This is a genomic window from Propionispora sp. 2/2-37, assembly GCF_001298735.1.
Taxonomy (GTDB): domain Bacteria; phylum Bacillota; class Negativicutes; order Propionisporales; family Propionisporaceae; genus Propionispora.
Window position 1 is genome coordinate 1 of sequence record NZ_CYSP01000005.1, and the last position, 21,695, is coordinate 21,695.

Sequence of the window (21,695 nt, forward strand, 5' to 3'; positions counted from 1 at the left end):
AAGGAGGCAAAACAAAACAATGGCAAAGAAAAAGTTTGAAAGAAATAAACCCCATGTAAACATAGGGACCATCGGTCACGTTGACCATGGCAAGACCTCGCTGACAGCAGCGATTACGCTGACCCTGTCGAAAGCAGGCGGAGCTGAATTCATGGCTTATGACATGATCGACAAAGCACCTGAAGAAAGAGAACGCGGTATTACGATTAATACGGCCCACGTGGAATATGAAACGGAAAAACGCCATTATGCGCATGTGGACTGCCCGGGACATGCCGACTATGTAAAGAACATGATTACCGGAGCAGCGCAGATGGACGGAGCTATTCTGGTAGTAAGTGCGGCTGACGGCCCGATGCCGCAAACCCGTGAACACATTCTGCTGTCCCGTCAGGTAGGCGTACCGGCCATGGTAGTATTTTTGAACAAAGCCGACCTGGTAGACGACGCAGAACTGATGGAATTAGTAGAAATGGAAGTGCGTGAACTGTTGTCCAGTTACGAATTTCCTGGGGACGACATTCCGGTAGTAAGCGGATCGGCAGTAAAAGCATTAGAATGCGGCTGCGCTAAACGTGACTGCCAGTGGTGCGGAAAGATCATGGAATTGATGGATGCCGTTGACGAATACATTCCGACGCCGGAACGTGCAACTGACAAACCGTTCCTGATGCCGGTCGAAGACGTGTTCACCATTACCGGACGTGGTACGGTGGCAACCGGTCGTGTAGAACGTGGCGAAATTAAAGTCAGTGACACGGTAGAAATCGTGGGGATGACCGACAAAGCAAAATCGACGGTGGTAACCGGGGTAGAAATGTTCCGCAAACTTCTGGATTCGGCAGTAGCCGGTGACAACATCGGGGCGCTGTTAAGAGGTGTGGAAAGAAAAGACATTGAGCGCGGTCAGGTATTGGCCAAACCGGGATCAATTAAACCGCATACCAAATTTAGAGCAGAAGTATATGTACTGTCCAAAGAAGAAGGAGGGCGTCATACCCCGTTCTTTTCCAACTACCGTCCGCAATTTTACTTCCGTACGACGGACGTAACCGGAGTGATCACGTTGCCGGAGGGTGTAGAAATGGTAATGCCTGGCGACAACATTCAGATGGCAATTGAGCTGATTACCCCGATCGCGATGGAAGAAGGACTGCGTTTTGCCATTCGCGAAGGCGGCCGTACGGTTGGCGCCGGTGTGGTAACCGCTATCGAAGCATAAGACTCATTGGCTGTTTAACAGCCTGATATAAGGGCGACCGTTGGGCCGCCCTTATATCAGGAGTAAATATAAGTTCCTAGGCGATGACGTGGGAGGTTGCCCGCGTAGCTTGCGGGGAAATTTTCACGGAGAATGTCCGTTCATAGAAACCGGGCGATAAGGAGGAAAAAGTAATGGCTAAACAACAAAAAATCAGAATTCGTCTCAAAGCTTATGATCACAAAGCATTGGATCAGAGTGCGGCTCGAATTGTGGATACAGCGAAAAGAACCGGTGCATCCGTTTCCGGTCCCATACCACTTCCAACTGAGAAGAATATTTTTACAATTCTGCGTTCACCTCATGTCAATAAAGATTCCCGTGAGCAGTTTGAAATGCGCACGCATAAGCGCTTGATTGACATTGTAGAACCGACTTCGAAGACTGTAGACGCATTGATGCGTCTGGACCTTCCGGCTGGTGTGGACATAGAAATTAAGCTGTAGGAGGAGGTGGCAATAATGGCTAAAGGAATTTTAGGAAAAAAAATAGGTATGACGCAAATTTTCACTCCGGAAGGCAAGGTTGTTCCGGTAACGGTAGTGGAAGCCGGCCAAAGTGTTGTGCTCCAAAATAAAAGTGTTGAAAACGACGGCTATAATGCAGTGCAGTTGGGGTTTGGCGCTGTTAAAGATAAAAATGTCACCAAGCCGATGAAAGGGCATTTTGCCAAAGCTGGTGCCAAAGCAGTTCGGTTTATCCGCGAGATCAGACTTCCTGCTGCTTCTGAATATACTGTCGGACAATCAATTAATGCGGATATTTTTGCGGAAGGGGAACTGGTTGATGTAACCGGTACATCCAAGGGCAAAGGTTTCGCCGGTGGTATAAAACGTCATAATTTTAGACGCGGACCTATGGCTCATGGTTCCAAATCGCATCGTGAACCTGGTTCTATCGGTCCCCGCATGAGCGGTGGCGGCGGTAAAGTATTTAAAGGCAAAAAACTTCCTGGCCGCATGGGTGCTCAAAAAGTTACAATCCAACGCCTGAGTGTGGTAAGGGTGGATACCGACCGCAATTTGATTCTGATCAAGGGTGCAATTCCCGGCCCGAAGGGCGGCTATGTAATCATTAGAAATACCGTAAAACCTGTAAAATAAATTGACAGGTTCGGTGGTTTGCAAGCCAGGTGGTGCTGCGGATTCCGGGCCTCGAACCACGAAAGGAGGATGTGCTATATGCCGAAAGTAGCAGTATATAATATTGCCGGTAAACAGACTGGCGAAATGGAATTAAATGATAACGTTTTTGGCGTAGACGTAAACGAAGCTGTTTTGCATCAAGCTGTGGTAATGCAACTTGCCAGCCAACGCTTGGGCACAGCTGCTACAAAGACGAGAGGAATGGTACGCGGTGGCGGTAGAAAACCGTGGAAGCAAAAAGGTACAGGCCGGGCACGTGCCGGCAGCACCCGCTCCCCTATTTGGGTAGGTGGTGGTACTACGTTTGGACCGCAGCCTCGTTCCTATGCGTTTAGAATGCCGCGTAAACAACGCCGCTTGGCTATTAAATGTGCGCTTAGTGCAAAAGTTAAAGCGGAAGAGCTGGTTGTTGTGGAAGCCATTGAGTTTGCACAGCCTAAAACGAAAGATGTCGTGAAGATGCTTAGTGATTTTAATGCGGTTGACAGCAAAGCTTTAATTATTACCGGCGAATCGTTGGAAAATGTCGAGAAATCGTCGCGCAATATCCGGGGAGTAAAAGCCATTGCTTCCAATGGAGTCAATGTATATGATCTTTTGTATCATGACAAAGTGCTCATCACGAAAGATGCCGTGAATCGCATCGAGGAGGTGCTGGCATAATGGCAAATGCACGCGATATCTTAATCCGGCCATACATTACTGAAAAAACGACAGCTTTAATGGCGGATAACAAGTATACTTTTATTGTCCCCTTGCAGGCCAATAAAGTAGAAATCCGCCAGGCAGTTGAACAGGTATTTAAAGTAAAGGTAGAAGCGGTAAATACTCTGCGGGTTCTGGGTAAGACCAAACGGATGGGCAGAACCGAAGGTAAACGCCCGGATTTTAAAAAAGCAGTTGTAAAATTAGCTCCTGGCGAGCGTATTGAGTTCTTTGAAGGTGTATAACGAAAACTGTAAAAAGGAGGGGCACAAATGGCAGTAAAAAGCTTTAAACCCTATGCTCCGGGTAGAAGGTTTATGACGGTGGCCAGCTTTGCTGAAATCACCACTGACAAACCGGAACGTTCACTAGTTGAACGGCTGCAAAAACATGCCGGGCGTAATCAGCAAGGTCGTCTTACGGTAAGACACCAAGGCGGCGGCCATAAGCGCCTGTATAGAATAATTGACTTTAAGCGTAATAAAGACGGCGTTCCTGCAAATGTAGCCACAATTGAGTATGATCCTAACCGCTCAGCTCGTATTGCTCTCTTGCATTATGTCGATGGAGAAAAACGTTACATCCTGGCTCCGAACGGTTTGAAAGTTGGAGATAAGGTGATGAGCGGTCCGGAAGCCGATATCAAAGTCGGTAACGCATTGCCGCTTAAAAATATTCCTGTTGGTACTCAGCTTCACAACATTGAAATGAAGATCGGCAAGGGCGGCCAGATGGTTCGTTCGGCCGGTGCATCAGCTCAGCTGATGGCGAAGGAAGGCAATCATGCTCTTTTACGGCTTCCTTCCGGTGAGTTAAGGAAGGTACATGTAAATTGTAAAGCTACTGTGGGCCAGGTGGGCAACCTGGAACATGAGAATATTACAATCGGTAAAGCCGGACGTTCTCGCTGGCTTGGTATCCGCCCTGCCAATCGTGGTGTAGCTATGAATCCGATCGACCATCCGCATGGCGGTGGCGAAGGCCGCTCTCCTGTCGGCCGTAAGCATCCGGTTACTCCTTGGGGTAAACATGCTATGGGAGCTAAAACCCGTAAAAAGAAATCTTCTGATAAATTTATTGTCAAGAGACGGACGAAATAGGTAGAGAAGGGAGGACAATCAGGTGTCGAGATCTACAAAAAAAGGACCCTATGTTCATGAAAGCCTGCTGAAAAAAGTAGATGCTTTAAATGAGAAAAATGATAAAAAGGTTATCAAAACCTGGTCGCGTAGCTCTACCATTCTTCCTAGCTTTGTCGGACACACCATTGCGATTCATGACGGACGTAAGCATGTTCCGGTGTTTGTAACCGAAGATATGGTAGGTCACAAATTGGGTGAGTTTGCACCAACGCGTACCTATAAAGGTCATGGTGACAACGAAAGGTCAACCTCACTTAAATAAAATTACACCCGTTACTTGAAATAGTTGCCGAAAGGGGGCTAACACATGGAAGTCAAGGCAATTGCCAGACATATTCGCATTGCACCGCGTAAAATCCGTATCGTTATGGATTTGATCCGTGGGAAAAATGTTGGTGAAGCATTCGCAATCCTGAAGTTTACTCCGAAAGTCGGAGCGGAAGTTGTTGAAAAAGTGCTGAAATCAGCTGTTGCCAATGCTGAACACAATAACGACATGAATGCAGATAATCTTTATATTGCTGCTGCATATGTTGACCAAGGTCCTACTTTAAAACGTATACACCCAAGGTCACGTGGGCAAGCTTTTAAAATCTTAAAGCGCAGTAGTCATGTAACTGTTGTAGTAAAAGAAAGATAACCGGCGAAGGAGGGAAAAATAAGTGGGTCAAAAAGTTAATCCACATGGACTTAGAATCGGTGTTATTAAGACCTGGGACGCGAAATGGTATGCCGACAAAGACTATGCAAAAAACCTGCATGAAGATATTAAAATCCGTGATTTTCTTAAAGAAAAAACCTATACTGCTGGCGTATCCCAGATCCTTATCGAACGTGCGGCCAACCGTGTGAAAGTTACTATCCATACAGCAAAACCTGGTATGGTTATTGGTCGTGGCGGCGCCGGTATCGAGGAACTAAAAAAAGGTCTTAAAAAATTAACCGACAAACAAGTCGATCTCAATATTTCTGAAATTAAACAGCCAGAATTGGACGCTACTCTAGTGGCGGAAAATATTGCGGCGCAATTGGAAAGACGTATTGCTTTCCGACGGGCAATGAAACAATCGGTAACCCGTACCATGCGTCTTGGCGCAAAAGGTATTAAAGTGATGGTAGGCGGACGTTTGGGCGGTGCAGAAATTGCACGCAGCGAAAGCTACCGCGAAGGCAGCATTCCTTTGCACACATTAAGAGCGGATATTGATTATGGTACAGCAGAAGCTCATACTACTTACGGCCGTATCGGTGTAAAAGTCTGGATCTATAAAGGTGAAATTTTACCGGAAGTAAAAAAGACCGCTGCCGCTGTTGAAGGGAGCGAACAATAATGCTACTGCCAAAAAGAGTAAAACATCGTAAGCAATTTCGTGGACGTATGAAAGGCAAAGCGAACCGGGGCAATACTGTTTCCCATGGTGAGTTCGGACTGGCTGCGCTTGAACCGGCCTGGATTACCAACCGCCAGATCGAAGCAGCCCGTATTGCGATGACCCGTTATATTAAACGTGGCGGTAAAGTTTGGATAAAAATTTTCCCGGATAAACCGATTACGGCAAAACCGGCTGAGACCCGTATGGGTAGTGGTAAAGGTTCACCGGAATACTGGGTAGCCGTGGTAAAACCCGGACGCATTATGTTTGAGATGGACGGAGTCAGCGAAGAAGTGGCGAAAGAGGCAATGCGTTTAGCAGCACATAAACTTCCTATTAAGACTAAATTTGTAAAACGGGAAGAAGTGGCTAAAGAGCAGTCAGAAGTGGGTGGTGAAGTAGATGAAGGCTAAAGATATCCGCGATATGAGTGCGGCTGAACTGGATCAGAAACTAGCCGGCCTTAAAGAAGAGTTGTTTAACCTGCGGTTCCAACTTGCTACCGGACAGCTGGAAAACCCTATGCGGATAAAAGAGGTCAAGAAGACGATAGCCCGCATCAAAACTGTACAACGTGAGCAAGAAATCAAAGCTGAGCAGGCATAAACCAGCCTGGGGCATGGAATAAACGGACGTTCTCAAAATAAAGTAAAGATTGATTTTGGTCCCAGAGTACAAAACAATCTTTCAAGCAGGACGGAAGGAGGATGTTAGAACGTGACCGAAAGAAACGAGCGCAAAACCCGTATTGGTAAAGTGGTCAGCGATAAGATGGAAAAAACGGTTGTCGTGGCTGTCGAACGCTTGGTACCGCATCCGCTATATAAAAAAGCAGTAAAAAAGACGGTTAAATTTAAAGCTCATGATGAAAATAATGAAAGTCATATTGGCGATACCGTGGAAATCATGGAAACTCGTCCGTTGTCCAAGGATAAGCGTTGGAGAGTTGTAGAAATTATCGAAAGAGCAAAATAATGTCGATTCGCGGGTGTCCGATGTGCGTTAATTGACCCTCGCACCTCGCATTTTGTGAAGGAGGGATAAAGATGATCCAACAACAGACAATCCTCAATGTTGCTGATAACACCGGTGCCAAACAAATTATGTGTATCCGGGTTTTAGGCGGTTCTTTCCGCAAATATGCTAATATTGGCGATGTTATCGTGGCAGCAGTCAAAGATGCATCTCCTGGTGGCGTAGTTAAAAAAGGTGATGTGGTAAAAGCTGTCGTTGTACGATCCCAAAAAGGATTACGTCGTGCCGACGGCTCATATATTCGTTTTGATGAAAATGCAGCAGTGGTAATTAAAGAAGATAAAAGTCCCAGAGGTACGCGTATTTTTGGGCCGGTAGCGAGAGAACTCAGAGAAAAAGATTTTATGAAAATTATCTCGTTGGCACCGGAAGTAATCTAACGTTAGGAGGTGTCGGTAAGTGGCTGCAACCAATAAACTGCATGTGAAAAAAGGTGACACCGTTATTGTGTTATCAGGTAAAGATAAAGGTAAAAAAGGTAAAATTATCGAAGCTTTACCCAAGAAGAGCAAGGTTATTGTAGAAGGCGTAAACACGGTGAAACGCCATACAAAACCCAGCCAGAAACTGCCGCAGGGCGGTATTTTGGTCAAAGAAGCTCCTCTTAGCTCATCTAAAGTCATGCTGGTATGTTCCGCATGTGAAAAACCTACCCGCATTAAGAAGAATGTACTGGCGAGCGGAAAATCGGTACGTGTCTGCAAAAAATGCGGCGAAATCATTGATAAAGAGAAATAACACGCGGAAAGGAGGTAACTGCACATGGCCAGATTAAAAGAGAAATATACCAATGAAGTAGCGAAAGCTTTGATGGAAAAGTTCGGCTACAAAAATGTTATGGAAATCCCCAAAATTGAAAAAGTTGTTCTCAACATGGGTGTCGGCGAAGCGGTGGGAAATCCCAAAGCGTTAGATGCAGCGGTTGGCGACCTGACTACGATTGCCGGACAAAAACCGGTTGTAACCCGGGCAAAAAAATCAATCGCTGCCTTTAAGATTCGTGAAGGGATGGCTATCGGAACTAAAGTTACCCTGCGTGGCGAGCGTATGTATCAATTTTTAGATAAGTTGCTGAATGTTGCGCTGCCCCGTGTACGTGACTTCCGCGGTGTAAGCCCCCGTGCTTTCGACGGACGCGGAAATTATACACTCGGCGTTAAGGAACAGTTAATTTTCCCTGAAATTGAGTACGATAAAATTGATAAACTTCGCGGTATGGACATTATTATCGTAACAACAGCGAAAACGGACGAAGAGGCCAGGGAACTGTTAAGGCTAATGGGTATGCCATTCAGCGCGTAATGCGTAATAAGGAGGGAAATTTGTGGCTAAAAAGGCATTAATTGAAAAATGGAAAGCCGAGCCTAAATTCAAAGTGCGCAAATACAACAGATGCAAAGTTTGCGGTCGTCCACACGGCTATTTGCGGAAATTTGAAATGTGCCGTATTTGCTTCAGGGAATTAAGCTACAAAGGTGCTATTCCAGGGGTAACCAAAGCTAGCTGGTAGACAGGAAGGAATAGGAAGGAGGTTGTATTAATGGTAATGACCGATCCAATAGCCGATATGCTGACACGTTTACGTAATGCGAATTCGGTTTATCATGATAAAGTAGAAATTCCGGGCTCTAAAATTAAGCAGGCAGTTGCTGCCATTCTTAAAGACGAAGGTTTCATAAAGGATTACGAACTAATCAGTGATGATAAACAGGGCGTGATCCGGGTGAGCTTAAAATACGGCCCGAACCGCGAAAAAGTTATCACCGGTATTAAACGTATTTCCAAACCGGGACTTCGGGTTTATGCAAAAAGAGATCAACTGCCGCGCGTATTGGGCGGCCTTGGTATTGCAATCATTTCGACGTCTAAGGGAATTATGACGGACAAACAAGCGCGCCATAATGGACTGGGCGGCGAAGTACTAGCATATGTTTGGTAATTTTTGAAGTTAGGAGGTGCACAAGATGTCAAGAATTGGGAGAACACCGATTGCTATTCCGGCAGGCGTAACCCTCAAAATAGATGGCAACGTGGTAACGGTAAAAGGACCTAAAGGCGAACTTACCCGTACTGTTCATAAAGATATGATTTTGGAATTGGAAAAGGACACACTGTTGGTAAAAAGACCATCCGATGAAAAAGAACACAGATCCCTGCACGGTTTAACCCGTACACTGATCGCAAATATGGTTACCGGTGTAACAACTGGTTTCAGTAAAACCCTGGAAATCGCAGGTGTTGGTTACAGAGCGGCCAAATCCGGTACAAAACTGGCACTGACCTTAGGCTTTTCGCACCCTTTGGAAGTGGAACCGCCTAAAGGCTTGAGCATTGACGTTCCTGCTCCAAACAAAATCGTTGTATCGGGAACCGACAAAGAAGCGGTAGGCGCTTTAGCCGCTAAAATCCGTGGTTACAGAGAACCCGAACCGTATAAAGGCAAGGGCATTAAATATGAAGGTGAAGTGATTCGCCGTAAAGTAGGTAAAGCCGGCGGTAAAGGTAAGAAGTAAGATTCTTAGATAGAAAGGAGTGAACACCTTGCTTCGTAGAGAAAACAAAAACGTGTCACGCCAAAAAAGACACCGCAGAGTCCGTAAGAACATACTGGGAACAGCAGAAAGACCTCGCCTGAATGTCTTTCGGAGTTTGACGCATATCTATGCTCAGATCATTAACGATCAGACAGGAACAACTCTTGTCTCAGCCAGTACGCTGGATAAAGAAGTTAAGGGAAAACTGGAATATGGCGGAAATATTGAAGCGGCTAAAGTAGTCGGGGCTGAAATTGCCAAACGGGCTTTGGCGCAAGGAATCAGTAAAGTCGTATTTGACCGTGGCGGTTATATTTATCACGGCAGAGTAGCTGCTTTGGCAGCGGCAGCACGTGAAGCAGGGCTGGAATTTTAGGAAGAAGGAGGGACATTAATGGCCAGAATTGACTACACAAGTCTTGAGTTGAAAGAAAAAGTTGTATTCATCAATCGGGTAGCCAAAGTGGTTAAAGGCGGTCGACGCTTTTCCTTCAGCGCATTGGTTGTTGTCGGCGACGAGAACGGTCATGTTGGCGCAGGTCTGGGTAAGGCTTCCGAAGTACCTGAAGCAATCCGAAAGGGCATTGAAGATGCCAAGAAAAATCTCATAAAAGTTCCATTGGTTGGTACTACGATTCCTCACGAGATAGTGGGAATTTTTGGTGCAGGGAAGGTGCTTTTAAAACCGGCTTCCGAAGGTACCGGTGTTATTGCCGGCGGTCCTGTACGTGCCGTACTTGAACTGGCAGGCATTCATGACATCCTGACCAAATCGCTGGGTTCAGCTAATGCCAATAATGCTGTTCGTGCAACATTACAGGGTCTTGAGCAATTGAAACGGGCTGAGAAAGTTGCAGAACTTCGCGGTAAAACCGTTCAAGAACTTTTGGGCTAAGCCTAAAGGAGGAAACAAAGTGGCAAAACTCAAAATTACCCTTACCAGAAGCTTGATTGGCAGACCTGAAGATCAGCGTGCCACAGTAAGAGCTTTGGGCTTAGGTAAAACAAATAGCTCGGTAATACAAGAAGATAATGCGGTAATTAATGGTATGATCCGCAAAGTAGAACATCTGCTTACAGTAGAAAAAGTACAAGACTAAAGTTGAGAGGAGGCGCTATAAGTGAAATTACATGAGTTAACTCCTGCGCCTGGTTCAAAAAAAGTGCGTACCCGTGTTGGACGTGGACTTGGTTCCGGTCTTGGAAAAACTTCGGGTAAAGGACATAAAGGTCAGAATGCACGTTCTGGCGGCGGCGTCCGCCCTGGCTTCGAAGGCGGCCAAATGCCGATTTATCGCAGACTGCCGAAACGTGGTTTTTTCAACAAATTTGCTAAAGAATATTCCGAGATCAATGTGTCGGAGCTTAACCGTTTTGAAAACGGTGCTACCGTTGATTTAGAAGCTTTAGTAAACAGTGGGTTGGTGAAAAAGGTTCTTGATGGCGTGCGGATTTTGGGTAACGGCGAACTGACTAAGTCACTTACCGTTAAAGCAAACGGTTTTACCAAATCAGCAACCGACAAGATTACTGCTGCTGGCGGAAAAGTAGAGGTGGTATAGGTGCTTTCAGCCCTTTCCAATATACTCAAAATAACTGAATTAAGACAAAAAGTTTTATTTACGCTGGCAATGTTTTTGGTATTTAGAGCCGGAACACATATTCCAGTCCCTGGGGTTAATGCCGCGGTTATCGAGCAGATGTTTACCCAAGGAAACTTATTCGGTCTGCTTGATTTATTTTCCGGTGGTGCATTAAGTAAGTTTTCAGTATTTGCTATGAGTATTACGCCTTATATTAATGCTTCCATTATCATGCAGCTCCTGACGGTAGTAGTGCCGAAGTTTGAGCAGTGGGCCAAAGAAGGCGACGAAGGGCGAAAGAAAATTACCCAAATTACCCGTTATGGAACAGTGCTCTTAGGTTTTATCCAGGCTATGGGTATGGCAATCGGTCTAAAAGCCGCCATTGTCAGTCCGGGCATCGGATCAATCTTATTGATAGCTGTAACACTAACTGCCGGAACTACCTTTCTGATGTGGCTGGGTGAACAAATCACTGAAAAAGGAATAGGAAACGGTATATCACTGATTATCTTTGCTGGTATCGTATCAAGACTTCCCGATGGATTGTATGTCATCTACAAATATTTGGCGGCAGGTACCATTCAATGGTATAATGTACTATTATTTGCACTAATTGCCCTTGCAATGATTGTATTTGTTATTGCGATTCAACAGGGGCAACGTAGAATTCCCGTGCAATATGCTAAACGGGTAGTCGGCCGGAAGATGTACGGCGGACATTCCACACATATTCCGCTTCGAGTCAATCAAGCGGGTGTTATTCCGATAATCTTTGCGTCATCCGTGCTCATGTTCCCGGTAACCATTGCCCAGTTTATTAATGTTCCCTGGGTAAAAACCGTGGCAGGATGGTTTGCGTGGGGCACGCCGCTGCAAACAGTATTGTATGCACTGCTCATTATATTTTTCACGTATTTCTATACTGCGGTTACCTTGAATATATCGGATATGGCAGAGAACATGAAAAAACACGGCGGTTTTATTCCAGGGTTACGCCCGGGTAAACCGACTGCTGACTATTTAGATCGCGTAATGACTAGGATCACCCTTGCTGGATCAGTTTTCCTGGCGATTATTGCAATACTGCCAAATTTCGTGGCTGCTGTTACCAACATCCAAGGGGTATATTTTGGCGGTACTGCACTCCTGATTATTGTAGGGGTGGCTCTTGACACAATGAAGCAAATTGAGGCGCTGGTATTGATGCGTCATTATCAAGGCTTCATGAAGTAGAGAGGAGTAAGTTCAAATGTACATCCTGTTAATGGGACCGCCTGGTGCCGGTAAGGGAACTCAGGCGGTGCAATTGGTAGAGAAGCTTGGGATACCCCACATTTCTACCGGAGATATGTTCCGGGCGGCGGTGAAGGAAGGCACTGAACTTGGCAAACAGGCGAAAGCCTGCATGGATGCCGGGCAATTGGTGCCGGATGCGGTAACAATCGGCATTGTTAAGGAAAGACTGACGAAAGCTGACTGCAAAAAAGGTTTTATCTTAGACGGTTTTCCACGAACCCTGGATCAGGCCAATGCTTTGGACAGTACTCTTAAGGATTTGGGAATTAGCCTGACCCGTGTGGTAAATATCACTGTTCCCGCGGAAGATTTGATCAGTCGCATTACCGGACGCCGTATTTGTAAAAACTGTGGTGCAACCTATCATGTCACTTTTAATCCGCCGGCAGCGGACAGTAAGTGCGATAAATGCAGCGGAGAATTGTATCAGCGTGCTGATGATAGTGAAGCTACGGTGGCAAACAGGCTGAGTGTATATGCCAAGCAGACCGAACCTTTGATTGAGTATTATCGGACACAAGGTTTGTACAGTGAGATTGACGGCCGTCAGGAAATTGGCAAGGTATTTACCGATATTATGAATAGTCTGCGAGGCTCAGCGGTATGATTATCCTTAAATCCGATAGGGAGATTGAGTATTTGCGCGATGCCGGTCAGATTGTCGCTGAGACTTTTGTCGAGATTAAGAAAGCGATTAAGCCGGGAGTTACTACCCTGGAACTGGATCAAATCGCCGAAAAATATATAAAAAACCGTGGTGCGACTCCCGCCTTTAAGGGCTATCACGGCTTCCCCGGCAATATTTGTGCTTCGGTAAATGAAGAAGTGGTACACGGAATTCCAGGATTAAGAAAGTTAAAAAACGGAGATAATGTAAGTATTGATATCGGAGCGGTAATTAATGGATATAATGGGGATTCCGCAGTTACCCTGCCGGTTGGAGAAGTGGACGCCGAAATGCAGAAACTTCTTGATGTTACTGAACAGTCGCTGTATAAAGGGATTGAACAGGCCATTTCTGGCAATCGCCTTAGCGATATATCCCACGCGGTTCAGTCCCATGCTGAAAAGTACGGTTACGGCGTAGTGCGCGATTATGTCGGACACGGTATTGGACGGAATATGCATGAAGATCCCCAAATCCCGAATTATGGCAGCCCTGGACGCGGCCCACGATTAAAATCCGGTATGACGCTGGCTATAGAGCCCATGATCAATATGGGAACTTTTGAAGTGAAAGCCCTGGATGACGGATGGACAGTCGTAACACTGGACAAAAAACCTTCGGCACACTTTGAGCATACCGTGGCCATTACGGATAATGGACCGGAAATTTTGACCAAATTATAGGAGGCACGGCTGTGCAAGACGATCAACATGTCGTTCTTGGCCAACTTGTAACAAGTGTTGCCGGGCGTGATCATGGCGCTGATTATATAGTGGTGGGTATCGATGATAAGCCTCCCTATATTTATGTGGCAAACGGCTGCAACCATTCCGTAGCCAAACCAAAGAAAAAGAACATCCGGCATGTTAGGGCTTGGCAGCTTGTCAGTGTTGAAATGGCAAAAAAACTGACTGCAGGTGAAAAAGTTACTGATGAAGCTGTCCGTCAGGCTATTGCTTGTTTAGTAAGGCCGGATAATCTGTGATAAGCGGACGAGGAGGGACATCTCGTGTCCAAACAAGACGTAATTGAAGTGGAAGGTACTGTCGTCGAGGCTTTACCGAATGCCATGTTTCAAGTTGAACTAGAGAACGGGCATGTTGTGCTGGCTCATGTATCCGGTAAAATCCGGATGAATTTTATCCGCATACTGCCCGGGGATAGGGTAACGGTGGAACTTACACCGTATGATTTGAAACGGGGCCGCATTACCTATCGTTTCAAATAAGCTGCAAAATAATTTACAGAGTTTGTTTTTAATATAACGTTTGCAGTGTAGATAAAACAGACTCAAGGAGGAAGAAGCAAATGAAAGTAAGACCGTCGGTCAAACCCATTTGTGAAAAATGCAAGGTTATTAAACGTCATGGCAATGTCATGGTGATTTGTGAAAATCCTAAGCATAAGCAAAAACAAGGTTAAGGGGGTGTATGTATAGATGGCTCGTATTGCCGGAGTTGATTTACCGCGCGATAAAAGAATTGAGATTGCATTAACATATATTTACGGCATTGGACTTACTCTGTCAAAACAAGTACTGGCTGCCACCGGTATCAATCCTGACACTCGCACGCGGGATCTCACAGAAGAAGAAGTGTCAAAGCTGCGTGAAGCAATTGATAAGAACTACAAAGTGGAAGGCGACCTGCGTCGTGAAGAACAACTCAACATTAAGCGTTTGATTGAAATCGGTTCCTACCGGGGAAGACGTCATCGTATGGGCTTGCCTGTACGGGGACAACGTACTAAAACAAATGCCCGTACCCGCAAAGGACCCAAGCGGACTGTTGGAGCGAAACGTAAGAAAGCGTAAAGGAGGGATAAAGAGTGGTTGCGAAAAAAGTAGTTAGACCCAAAAGAAAAGAGCGTAAAAATATCGAACATGGTGTAGCCCACATCCGTTCGACCTTCAATAATACAATTGTTACTATTACCGATACGAAAGGTAATGCGCTGTCTTGGGCCAGTGCCGGCGGACTGGGATTTCGCGGTTCACGTAAAAGCACTCCTTTTGCTGCCCAGATGGCTGCCGAAACGGCTGCTAAAGCCGCAATGGAACATGGCCTAAAACAGATTGAGGTTTTTGTAAAAGGACCTGGTGCCGGACGTGAAGCGGCTATCCGCTCACTGCAGGCCGCAGGCTTGGAGGTCAATCTGATTAAAGATTGTACACCGGTTCCGCATAACGGATGCCGTCCGCCTAAACGGAGAAGAGTATAAGGATTTTCGGGAGGTGCTTAAGAGAGAATGGCTAGATATATAGGACCTGTTTGCAGACAGTGCCGTCGTGAAGGCGTAAAGCTGTATCTGAAGGGTGATAGATGCTACAGCGACAAATGCGCGTTTTCCAAACGTGGTTACGCGCCTGGTCAACATGGCCAGGGCCGTAAGAAAGTTTCTGAATATGGTATTCAGCTTCGTGAAAAACAAAAAGCACGCCGTGCATACGGTATTTTAGAACGTCAGTTCCGTGCTTACTTTGACAAAGCTGACCGCCAAAAAGGTATTACCGGTGAAAATTTGCTGGTATTATTAGAAAGAAGACTGGATAATGTAGTTTACCGTCTGGGCTTTGGCAGCAGCCGGAATCAATCCAGGCAATTGGTGCGTCATGGACATTTCACTGTCAACGGACGCCGGGTTAACATTCCGTCCTATCAAATTAAAGCCGGAGATGTGATCCAGGTCCATGAAAGCAGCAAAGAATCACCGATTATGAAAGAAGTAGCAGAAGGAATCGGCAGCAAAACCGTTCCTGCCTGGCTGGAGCTTTCAGCCGCCGATTTAAGTGGTAAAGTAGTACGCTACCCCAACCGTGAGGAAATTGACATTCCAATTCAAGAACATCTTATCGTTGAACTATACTCCAGATAACAACTGTGTGTAGTAGAAACTAGCAATTTACCCTCAGCCGTGGGTTATAGCGTAACTTCAGCAGTGCGCAAAGAGGAGGGTTTTTTTCGGATGAACGATATCGAAAAACCGAACATCGAAATCGTAGAAATTAGTGAAGACAGTCGATATGGAAAATTTGTTTGTGAGCCGTTAGAGCCGGGGTATGGTACTACGTTGGGGAATAGTTTGAGGCGTATCCTCCTCTCTTCGCTTCACGGAGCGGCGGTTACTTCGGTAAAAATCGAAGGCGTGCTTCACGAATTTTCTACCATTCCCGGTGTACGGGAAGACGTTACCGACATTATTTTAAACCTGAAAGAACTGTGCATAAAAATGCATACGGATGAGCCAAAGGTTTTACGGGTGGATTTTACCGGGGAAGGTGAAGTTACCGCTGCGGATATCCTTGCTGATGCCGATGTGGAAATACTGAATCCGGATATACATTTGGCTACCGTCGATGCCAGCGGTTCACTAAAAATGGAAATCACCGTAGAGCGTGGTCGCGGGTATGTTTCTGCTGATAAGAACAAAAGACCTGAACATGTTATCGGAGTTATCCCCATTGATTCAATTTTTTCACCTATTCAGCGGGTTAATTACAACACTACTGATACTCGTGTCGGCAATGTAACCAATTATGATAAATTGACCTTGGAAGTGTGGACTGATGGCAGTATAAGGCCGGAAGAGGCTGTCAGCAAAGCTGCCGGAATTATGATTGCCCATCTTAAACTATTCCAAAATATGGCAGGTATCCCAGCAGAGGAAGAAGGAACAGAAGGAACGTTCAATGAAGCACCGCAAGAAGGAACATCCAAAACGCTGGAAATGACCATTGAAGATTTGGATCTTTCGGTACGTTCCTATAACTGTCTGAAACGCGCTGGAATTAATACGGTAGCAGAATTAGTTCAAAAGACGGAAGACGATATGATGAAGGTCCGTAATCTCGGACGTAAATCAATGGAAGAAGTCAAGAAAAAACTCGTTGAACTTGGACTTTCGCTAGCCGAAACTGAAGAGTAGGGGAGGGAAGAAGCAAGTGGCTTATAGAAAGTTAGGACGTGACTCTAGTGCACGTAAAGCACTATTTCGCAGTATATTGACTTCCTTCTTTGCATACGAGCGTATTGAAACAACAGAAGCAAAGGCTAAAGAAATCAGCGGTTTGGCCGAAAAAATGATTACCTTAGCCAAGCGTGGCGATTTGCATGCTCGCCGCCAAGTTTTATCATACCTCATGGATGAAGAAGTCGTAAAAAAATTGTTTGACTCAATTGCACCTAAATATGCCGACAGACAGGGCGGATATACCCGCATCATGAAACTTGGTCCCCGGCGCGGTGATGCTGCACCGATGGCGATTCTGGAATTGGTGTAGTAAAATGAAGGCGACCATTTGGTCGTCTTTATTTCGCTTTTTCGTGGTGTCGACGTTCGTTTGCTCTTTTTTGAGCAAGCGAGCTTCGAACTCATGAAATAGATCGCAATATACAGTAGCTGCATAGCCGGCAGTGCACGGTGACAGGTATTTATTTTTGTTTTCTAAAATGCACTGTGCTTGAACAGTCTAGACAATAAAAATAAACCTCCGGCACTCTGCAGCGTCACATCATCATATTAACTTATATCGTTATGGGAGAGAAATCATGCAAGAGTTTGCAAAACTGGAAGGTATGGGCTATCACTATACTGACAATGAGGGCAGGCGCGTGGCTGCACTGCGACACATTGATTTAACAATACGGCGTGGAGAATTTATTGCTGTCATTGGGACCAATGGTTCAGGAAAATCGACCCTGTCCCGCCACTTCAACGCCCTGTTGCAGCCAACCCAGGGATACTGCCACGTATTGGGTATGGATACAACAAAACCGGAACATATCTGGCAAATCAGGCAAAACGTAGGTATGGTTTTTCAGAATCCGGATAATCAGATTGTGGCTACCATTGTAGAGGAAGATGTGGCTTTTGGGCCGGAAAATCTGGGGCTTTCCTCTACTGAAATTACCGGACGGGTAGCGGAGGCACTGGCTCTTGTCGGTATGGAAGAGTATCGTATGCATGCACCACATCTTTTGTCCGGAGGACAAAAGCAACGGATCGCTATTGCCGGGGTACTGGCAATGCGTCCAGAATGCCTGGTGCTGGACGAACCGACGGCCATGCTGGATCCACAAGGGCGTCATGAGGTGCTAGGCACCGTGCACAACCTGCATGAAAAGGAAGGTATGACCGTTATTTATATTACTCATTTTATGGAGGAAGCGGTCACCGCCGATCGTGTGATTGTTATGGATCAAGGGAATATCGTGCTGGACGGAACGCCGCAGCAGGTGTTCAGTCGGGTTCAAATATTAAAAGAGATTGGCCTGGATGTGCCGGTTGCCGCTGAAGTGGTGTATCGGCTGCAACAACAAAACATAGACCTGCCGGCGGGCATCATTACCAACGAGGCATTGGCGGTGGCGCTATGTCCATAGTTTTGCATGAAGTGACCCATGTCTATATGCAGGGTACTCCCTACCAGCGTGTGGCCATTGAAAATATAAATCTGGAAATTAAGCAGGGAGAGTTTGTCGGTATCATTGGGCATACCGGCTCAGGAAAATCCACTTTAATTCAGCATCTTAACGGACTGCTTAAGCCAACCAGCGGTGAAGTGCTGGTAGAAGGGGTGAATCTGGCTGGAAAAGGACTGGACGTAAAACAAGCCCGGCAAAAAATCGGCATGGTTTTTCAATATCCGGAGCACCAGCTGTTTGAAGAAACCATCTATGATGATATTGCGTTTGGGCCACGCAACTTAGGACTGCTGCCGGAAGAGGTGGAACGCCGGGTGCGGATGGGAATCGCCTTTGCCGGGCTGGACTTCGACACTTTTGCCAAACGGTCCCCTTTTCAACTCAGTGGCGGACAGATGCGCCGGGTGGCCATTGCCGGAGTGATCGCCATGCAGCCGGAATATTTGATTCTGGATGAACCTTCGGCCGGCCTTGACCCCAGGGGGCGTAATGAAATCTTTGAACATATCAGGCGGCTGTATCAGGAAACAGGAATTACCGTGATTTTGGTTTCACATCAAATGGAAGAAATCGCTAGTATGGCAAACCGTCTTATTGTGATGCATCATGGCCATATTTGTCAGGACGGTGAACCTCGGACAATTTTTACCAGATACCGGGAAAATTTGAAGGAGGCCGGGGTAGATGTGCCGCCTGTAACAGCACTGTTAGCAACCATCAAGGCAAAAGGTCTGGCGGTGGATGATACGGCCATCACTCTGGAGGAAGGCGTAGCTACTATTGCTGAGGCAGTCAGGGGGCGAAAATGATGTTAACCGATATTACACTGGGACAGTATTTTCCCGGGAATTCTCCGGTACACCAGCTTGATCCCCGCACCAAGATTATTGCCGTTTTACTTATCATATCGGCGGTGCTGCTGGCCACCAATTATCTAGCCTATTCACTTATCCTGCTTTTTGTGCTGGGAGTAACCTGGCTGTCTTCCATTCCTTTTATTATGGTCGCTAAATCGGTTAAACCATTGTGGATGATCATTCTGCTCACACTCATCATTCATTTTTTCAGCACGCCCGGCGTGACCATTGTCTCATTAGGGCCGCTTACCCTCACACAGGAGGGGGTAAGGCAGGGCACACTGATGGCTGCACGGCTGGTTTTACTTATTGTAGTTTCATCGTTATTGACGTTCACCACCTCGCCCATTGCATTGACCGATGCTATTGAGCGCTTACTTAAGCCCTTTCAAAAAATCGGGTTGCCGGCCCATGAACTGGCGATGATGATGACGATTGCCCTGCGCTTTATTCCCACTTTACTGGATGAAACCGACCGCATTATGAAAGCACAAGCATCCCGGGGGGCGGATTTTACTTCCGGGAATATCATCAAGCGGAGTAAAAATATGATACCGCTGTTGGTCCCCTTGTTTGTCAGTGCCTTCCGCCGGGCCGACGAACTGGCTACTGCCATGGAAGCCAGATGTTATCGCGGCGGCGAAAAACGGACACGAATGAGGGAACTGGCTTTTTCCGGCCGTGACATGGCCGCGTTTACGCTGGTTTTGGCGTTATTTGGCATCTTAGTGACTCTAAGGCTGTTATTAGGCGGAGCACTGCCCGTAGGATAGGAGGTTGCCAGGAGCATGACCCTGCCATTGGCTGATAGTCAAGATACACCTCGCAATATTAAGCTTACGATTGCTTATGACGGAACGGCCTATCACGGTTTTCAGCGTCAGAAAAATGCTCTGACCGTGCAGGAGGTGCTGGAAAACTGTCTGGAAAGGCTGTGCCGTCATAAAGTGAGCGTCGCTGGTGCCGGACGAACCGATACCGGAGTACATGCCTATGGGCAGGTAGTTAACTTTTTTACCTATACCCGTATTCCTGGCGAGCGGATAGCACCGGCTTTAAAAGGACTGCTGCCGCCTGATATTGTGGTGAAACGGGCCGAAGAAGTGGGGCAGCAGTTCCATGCACGGTTTAGCGCCCAAAGTAAAGTATATGTATACCGTATTTATCAACAGGAAACGGCAGATCCTTTTTTGCGGCATTATGCCTGGCACATCAGGCATAAGCTTAATGTGGAGGCTATACATTCAGCCCTGCAGGTAGTGGTGGGTACCCATGATTTTTCCGCTTTCCAGGCAGCCGGCGGGCCGAGGCGTGACCCGGTAAAAACCATATTGTCGGCAGCGTGCCGTAGAGAGGAAAGCATCCTGGAATTGTCTTTTTGGGGAACCGGGTTTCTCTATCATATGGTGCGCAATCTGGTGGGGACGCTTATTGAGGTGGGAATGGATAAACTGAGCAAAGCTGATTTTTCCTGCATTTTGGCTGGCGGTGACCGTACAAAGGCCGGTATGACCGCACCGCCGCAGGGATTGTATTTAAAAGAAATTTTTTATTAACGGTCTGGAGCAGTCAATTCATGTTTGGTGCTGGACCATGCGGCAGACACGTACTTATATTACCTGTTGGAAATAAAACATTACATTTTTTATTCAATTTATAAAAAAGTTGCGCTTTGCAAGTGATTATCCTTGACATTGAAAGTCGGATTGATTACAATGTTTTTATGAGATTTATGCCATGTATTCCATTAGCCCCGGAATCAAGGAATGTAATCGATTTGGACCCGTAATGTTTGTAACAAGGAGGGATACTATGAAAACAACGTTTATGGCAAATGCAGCCAATGTAGAACGTAAATGGTATGTTATAGACGCAGAAGGCAAAACCGTAGGTAGATTAGCCGCTGAAGTAGCAAAAATTCTTCGCGGTAAACATAAACCGACTTTTACTCCGCATGTGGATACCGGTGACCATGTTATCGTAGTTAATGCGGATAAGGTAGCATTTACCGGCAAGAAATTGATTCAAAAAACATATTTCCGTCATTCAGGCTATCCTGGAGGAACCACGTTTACTACTGCCGGAAAAATGCTGGCAGACAGACCGGAAAGAGTCATTGAACTGGCTGTAAAAGGCATGCTGCCGAAAAACAGCCTGGGACGCCAAATGTTCCGTAAATTGAATGTTTACAAAGGTTCGGCGCATCCACATGAAGCTCAAAAGCCGGAAGTACTGGAAATTGATATTAGATAATACCGGAAGGAGGAACATAGTATGGCATTAGTTAACTACTACGGCACAGGCCGCAGAAAAACTTCGGTTGCCAGAGTTCGTCTGGTTCCGGGTGAAGGCAACGTTATTATTAACGGTCGTCCGCTTGTTGAGTACTTTGGTTTAAAAACCCTTGAATTAATCGTAAAGCAGCCGTTGAATTTAACAGAAACTATTGGTAAATATGATGTATTGGCTAAGGTAGAAGGAGGCGGCCCCTCCGGTCAGGCAGGCGCTATCCGTCATGGTATTGCCAGAGCTTTGCTGAGAGTGGATCTGGAATATCGTCCGGCTTTGAAAAAAGCAGGATTTCTGACCCGTGACCCGCGCGAAAAAGAACGTCGTAAATATGGCCTTAAAAAAGCGCGTAAAGCCTCTCAGTTTTCCAAACGTTAATATT

The 21,695-nt window shown here is 46.2% G+C and carries 39 protein-coding genes; all 39 read left to right on the plus strand.

Features of this window, described 5'->3' with window-relative positions:
• Positions 1–19: 19 nt before the first annotated feature.
• The 39 genes from tuf to rpsI all read left to right on the plus strand — a co-directional run bounded on the left by tuf (position 20) and on the right by rpsI (position 21,691).
• Entirely contained in the window at positions 20–1,222 is a 1,203-nt protein-coding gene (gene tuf / locus P22_RS06040; RefSeq protein WP_054259336.1) for an elongation factor Tu, read from the plus strand.
• A gap of 173 nt (positions 1,223–1,395) precedes the next feature.
• Positions 1,396–1,707 (plus strand): 30S ribosomal protein S10, encoded by a 312-nt coding sequence (gene rpsJ, locus P22_RS06045; protein WP_054259337.1) that lies wholly within the window; start codon positions 1,396–1,398, stop codon positions 1,705–1,707.
• A 15-nt stretch (positions 1,708–1,722) separates the two neighbouring features.
• A complete protein-coding gene (gene rplC / locus P22_RS06050; protein ID WP_054259338.1) occupies positions 1,723–2,364 on the plus strand; it encodes a 50S ribosomal protein L3 in 642 nt (213 codons plus the stop codon).
• A gap of 78 nt (positions 2,365–2,442) precedes the next feature.
• Positions 2,443–3,069, plus strand: a complete 627-nt coding sequence (gene rplD / locus P22_RS06055; protein WP_054259339.1) for a 50S ribosomal protein L4 — start codon at positions 2,443–2,445, stop codon at positions 3,067–3,069.
• Positions 3,069–3,356: a 50S ribosomal protein L23 gene (rplW, locus tag P22_RS06060; protein ID WP_054259340.1), complete on the plus strand. Its 288-nt coding sequence runs from the start codon at positions 3,069–3,071 to the stop codon at positions 3,354–3,356. Before rplD ends, rplW begins: the two co-directional genes overlap by 1 nt.
• Positions 3,357–3,383: 27 nt before the next feature.
• Entirely contained in the window at positions 3,384–4,211 is an 828-nt protein-coding gene (gene rplB / locus P22_RS06065; protein ID WP_054259341.1) for a 50S ribosomal protein L2, read from the plus strand.
• Between the two features lie 22 nt (positions 4,212–4,233).
• Positions 4,234–4,515, plus strand: a complete 282-nt coding sequence (gene rpsS / locus P22_RS06070; RefSeq protein ID WP_054259342.1) for a 30S ribosomal protein S19 — start codon at positions 4,234–4,236, stop codon at positions 4,513–4,515.
• A 45-nt stretch (positions 4,516–4,560) separates the two neighbouring features.
• Positions 4,561–4,893 (plus strand): 50S ribosomal protein L22, encoded by a 333-nt coding sequence (gene rplV, locus P22_RS06075; protein WP_054259343.1) that lies wholly within the window; start codon positions 4,561–4,563, stop codon positions 4,891–4,893.
• 22 nt (positions 4,894–4,915) lie between these two features.
• Positions 4,916–5,584: a 30S ribosomal protein S3 gene (gene rpsC / locus P22_RS06080; RefSeq protein ID WP_054259344.1), complete on the plus strand. Its 669-nt coding sequence runs from the start codon at positions 4,916–4,918 to the stop codon at positions 5,582–5,584.
• Positions 5,584–6,039 carry a 50S ribosomal protein L16 gene (rplP, locus tag P22_RS06085; protein ID WP_054259345.1) on the plus strand — a complete coding sequence of 152 codons (456 nt, stop codon included), beginning with the start codon at positions 5,584–5,586 and terminating at the stop codon, positions 6,037–6,039. The genes rpsC and rplP overlap by 1 nt, the downstream gene beginning before the upstream one ends.
• A complete protein-coding gene (gene rpmC, locus P22_RS06090) occupies positions 6,029–6,232 on the plus strand; it encodes a 50S ribosomal protein L29 (protein WP_054259346.1) in 204 nt (67 codons plus the stop codon). Before rplP ends, rpmC begins: the two co-directional genes overlap by 11 nt.
• A 111-nt stretch (positions 6,233–6,343) precedes the next feature.
• Positions 6,344–6,601 carry a 30S ribosomal protein S17 gene (gene rpsQ, locus P22_RS06095; protein WP_054259347.1) on the plus strand — a complete coding sequence of 86 codons (258 nt, stop codon included), beginning with the start codon at positions 6,344–6,346 and terminating at the stop codon, positions 6,599–6,601.
• A 71-nt stretch (positions 6,602–6,672) separates the two neighbouring features.
• On the plus strand, positions 6,673–7,041 hold the full coding sequence (rplN, locus tag P22_RS06100) for a 50S ribosomal protein L14 (RefSeq protein WP_054259348.1): 369 nt from the start codon (positions 6,673–6,675) through the stop codon (positions 7,039–7,041).
• A gap of 19 nt (positions 7,042–7,060) precedes the next feature.
• Positions 7,061–7,399: a 50S ribosomal protein L24 gene (gene rplX / locus P22_RS06105; protein WP_054259349.1), complete on the plus strand. Its 339-nt coding sequence runs from the start codon at positions 7,061–7,063 to the stop codon at positions 7,397–7,399.
• A gap of 24 nt (positions 7,400–7,423) precedes the next feature.
• A complete protein-coding gene (rplE, locus tag P22_RS06110) occupies positions 7,424–7,963 on the plus strand; it encodes a 50S ribosomal protein L5 (protein WP_054259350.1) in 540 nt (179 codons plus the stop codon).
• Between the two features lie 22 nt (positions 7,964–7,985).
• Positions 7,986–8,171 (plus strand): type Z 30S ribosomal protein S14, encoded by a 186-nt coding sequence (locus P22_RS06115; RefSeq protein WP_054259351.1) that lies wholly within the window; start codon positions 7,986–7,988, stop codon positions 8,169–8,171.
• Positions 8,172–8,201: 30 nt separating this feature from the next.
• A complete protein-coding gene (gene rpsH / locus P22_RS06120; RefSeq protein WP_054259352.1) occupies positions 8,202–8,600 on the plus strand; it encodes a 30S ribosomal protein S8 in 399 nt (132 codons plus the stop codon).
• Positions 8,601–8,625: 25 nt separating this feature from the next.
• Positions 8,626–9,174 carry a 50S ribosomal protein L6 gene (rplF, locus tag P22_RS06125; protein ID WP_054259353.1) on the plus strand — a complete coding sequence of 183 codons (549 nt, stop codon included), beginning with the start codon at positions 8,626–8,628 and terminating at the stop codon, positions 9,172–9,174.
• A 28-nt stretch (positions 9,175–9,202) separates the two neighbouring features.
• Complete coding sequence (rplR, locus tag P22_RS06130) at positions 9,203–9,571, plus strand: 50S ribosomal protein L18 (protein ID WP_054259354.1); 369 nt, start codon at positions 9,203–9,205, stop codon at positions 9,569–9,571.
• A gap of 18 nt (positions 9,572–9,589) precedes the next feature.
• Complete coding sequence (gene rpsE, locus P22_RS06135) at positions 9,590–10,090, plus strand: 30S ribosomal protein S5 (protein WP_054259355.1); 501 nt, start codon at positions 9,590–9,592, stop codon at positions 10,088–10,090.
• A 19-nt stretch (positions 10,091–10,109) separates the two neighbouring features.
• A complete protein-coding gene (rpmD, locus tag P22_RS06140) occupies positions 10,110–10,295 on the plus strand; it encodes a 50S ribosomal protein L30 (protein ID WP_054259356.1) in 186 nt (61 codons plus the stop codon).
• 21 nt (positions 10,296–10,316) lie between these two features.
• The gene (gene rplO, locus P22_RS06145) at positions 10,317–10,757 is read left to right on the plus strand and encodes a 50S ribosomal protein L15 (RefSeq protein ID WP_054259357.1); all 441 of its coding nucleotides are present in this window, start codon (positions 10,317–10,319) and stop codon (positions 10,755–10,757) included.
• Positions 10,758–12,014 (plus strand): preprotein translocase subunit SecY, encoded by a 1,257-nt coding sequence (gene secY / locus P22_RS06150; protein WP_054259358.1) that lies wholly within the window; start codon positions 10,758–10,760, stop codon positions 12,012–12,014.
• Between the two features lie 16 nt (positions 12,015–12,030).
• Positions 12,031–12,684 (plus strand): adenylate kinase, encoded by a 654-nt coding sequence (locus tag P22_RS06155; RefSeq protein WP_054259359.1) that lies wholly within the window; start codon positions 12,031–12,033, stop codon positions 12,682–12,684.
• Complete coding sequence (gene map, locus P22_RS06160; RefSeq protein WP_054259360.1) at positions 12,681–13,427, plus strand: type I methionyl aminopeptidase; 747 nt, start codon at positions 12,681–12,683, stop codon at positions 13,425–13,427. Before P22_RS06155 ends, map begins: the two co-directional genes overlap by 4 nt.
• An 11-nt stretch (positions 13,428–13,438) precedes the next feature.
• Positions 13,439–13,729: a KOW domain-containing RNA-binding protein gene (locus P22_RS06165; protein WP_054259361.1), complete on the plus strand. Its 291-nt coding sequence runs from the start codon at positions 13,439–13,441 to the stop codon at positions 13,727–13,729.
• Positions 13,730–13,753: 24 nt separating this feature from the next.
• On the plus strand, positions 13,754–13,972 hold the full coding sequence (gene infA, locus P22_RS06170) for a translation initiation factor IF-1 (protein WP_054259362.1): 219 nt from the start codon (positions 13,754–13,756) through the stop codon (positions 13,970–13,972).
• A gap of 80 nt (positions 13,973–14,052) precedes the next feature.
• Positions 14,053–14,166: a 50S ribosomal protein L36 gene (gene rpmJ, locus P22_RS06175; RefSeq protein ID WP_054259363.1), complete on the plus strand. Its 114-nt coding sequence runs from the start codon at positions 14,053–14,055 to the stop codon at positions 14,164–14,166.
• A gap of 16 nt (positions 14,167–14,182) precedes the next feature.
• Positions 14,183–14,557: a 30S ribosomal protein S13 gene (rpsM, locus tag P22_RS06180; RefSeq protein WP_054259364.1), complete on the plus strand. Its 375-nt coding sequence runs from the start codon at positions 14,183–14,185 to the stop codon at positions 14,555–14,557.
• A gap of 14 nt (positions 14,558–14,571) precedes the next feature.
• The gene (gene rpsK / locus P22_RS06185) at positions 14,572–14,964 is read left to right on the plus strand and encodes a 30S ribosomal protein S11 (RefSeq protein WP_054259365.1); all 393 of its coding nucleotides are present in this window, start codon (positions 14,572–14,574) and stop codon (positions 14,962–14,964) included.
• A gap of 27 nt (positions 14,965–14,991) precedes the next feature.
• Positions 14,992–15,618 carry a 30S ribosomal protein S4 gene (gene rpsD, locus P22_RS06190; RefSeq protein ID WP_054259366.1) on the plus strand — a complete coding sequence of 209 codons (627 nt, stop codon included), beginning with the start codon at positions 14,992–14,994 and terminating at the stop codon, positions 15,616–15,618.
• Positions 15,619–15,708: 90 nt separating this feature from the next.
• A complete protein-coding gene (locus P22_RS06195) occupies positions 15,709–16,668 on the plus strand; it encodes a DNA-directed RNA polymerase subunit alpha (protein ID WP_054259367.1) in 960 nt (319 codons plus the stop codon).
• Between the two features lie 16 nt (positions 16,669–16,684).
• Entirely contained in the window at positions 16,685–17,023 is a 339-nt protein-coding gene (rplQ, locus tag P22_RS06200) for a 50S ribosomal protein L17 (RefSeq protein WP_054259368.1), read from the plus strand.
• 268 nt (positions 17,024–17,291) lie between these two features.
• Complete coding sequence (locus tag P22_RS06205) at positions 17,292–18,125, plus strand: energy-coupling factor transporter ATPase (protein ID WP_054259369.1); 834 nt, start codon at positions 17,292–17,294, stop codon at positions 18,123–18,125.
• Positions 18,116–18,976: an energy-coupling factor transporter ATPase gene (locus P22_RS06210; RefSeq protein ID WP_054259370.1), complete on the plus strand. Its 861-nt coding sequence runs from the start codon at positions 18,116–18,118 to the stop codon at positions 18,974–18,976. The genes P22_RS06205 and P22_RS06210 overlap by 10 nt, the downstream gene beginning before the upstream one ends.
• Positions 18,976–19,797 (plus strand): energy-coupling factor transporter transmembrane component T family protein, encoded by an 822-nt coding sequence (locus P22_RS06215; RefSeq protein ID WP_054259371.1) that lies wholly within the window; start codon positions 18,976–18,978, stop codon positions 19,795–19,797. The genes P22_RS06210 and P22_RS06215 overlap by 1 nt, the downstream gene beginning before the upstream one ends.
• A 15-nt stretch (positions 19,798–19,812) precedes the next feature.
• Positions 19,813–20,580, plus strand: a complete 768-nt coding sequence (gene truA, locus P22_RS06220; protein ID WP_054259372.1) for a tRNA pseudouridine(38-40) synthase TruA — start codon at positions 19,813–19,815, stop codon at positions 20,578–20,580.
• A gap of 256 nt (positions 20,581–20,836) precedes the next feature.
• Positions 20,837–21,277 (plus strand): 50S ribosomal protein L13, encoded by a 441-nt coding sequence (gene rplM / locus P22_RS06225; RefSeq protein WP_054259373.1) that lies wholly within the window; start codon positions 20,837–20,839, stop codon positions 21,275–21,277.
• A gap of 21 nt (positions 21,278–21,298) precedes the next feature.
• Positions 21,299–21,691 carry a 30S ribosomal protein S9 gene (rpsI, locus tag P22_RS06230; RefSeq protein WP_054259374.1) on the plus strand — a complete coding sequence of 131 codons (393 nt, stop codon included), beginning with the start codon at positions 21,299–21,301 and terminating at the stop codon, positions 21,689–21,691.
• Positions 21,692–21,695 lie beyond the last annotated feature (4 nt).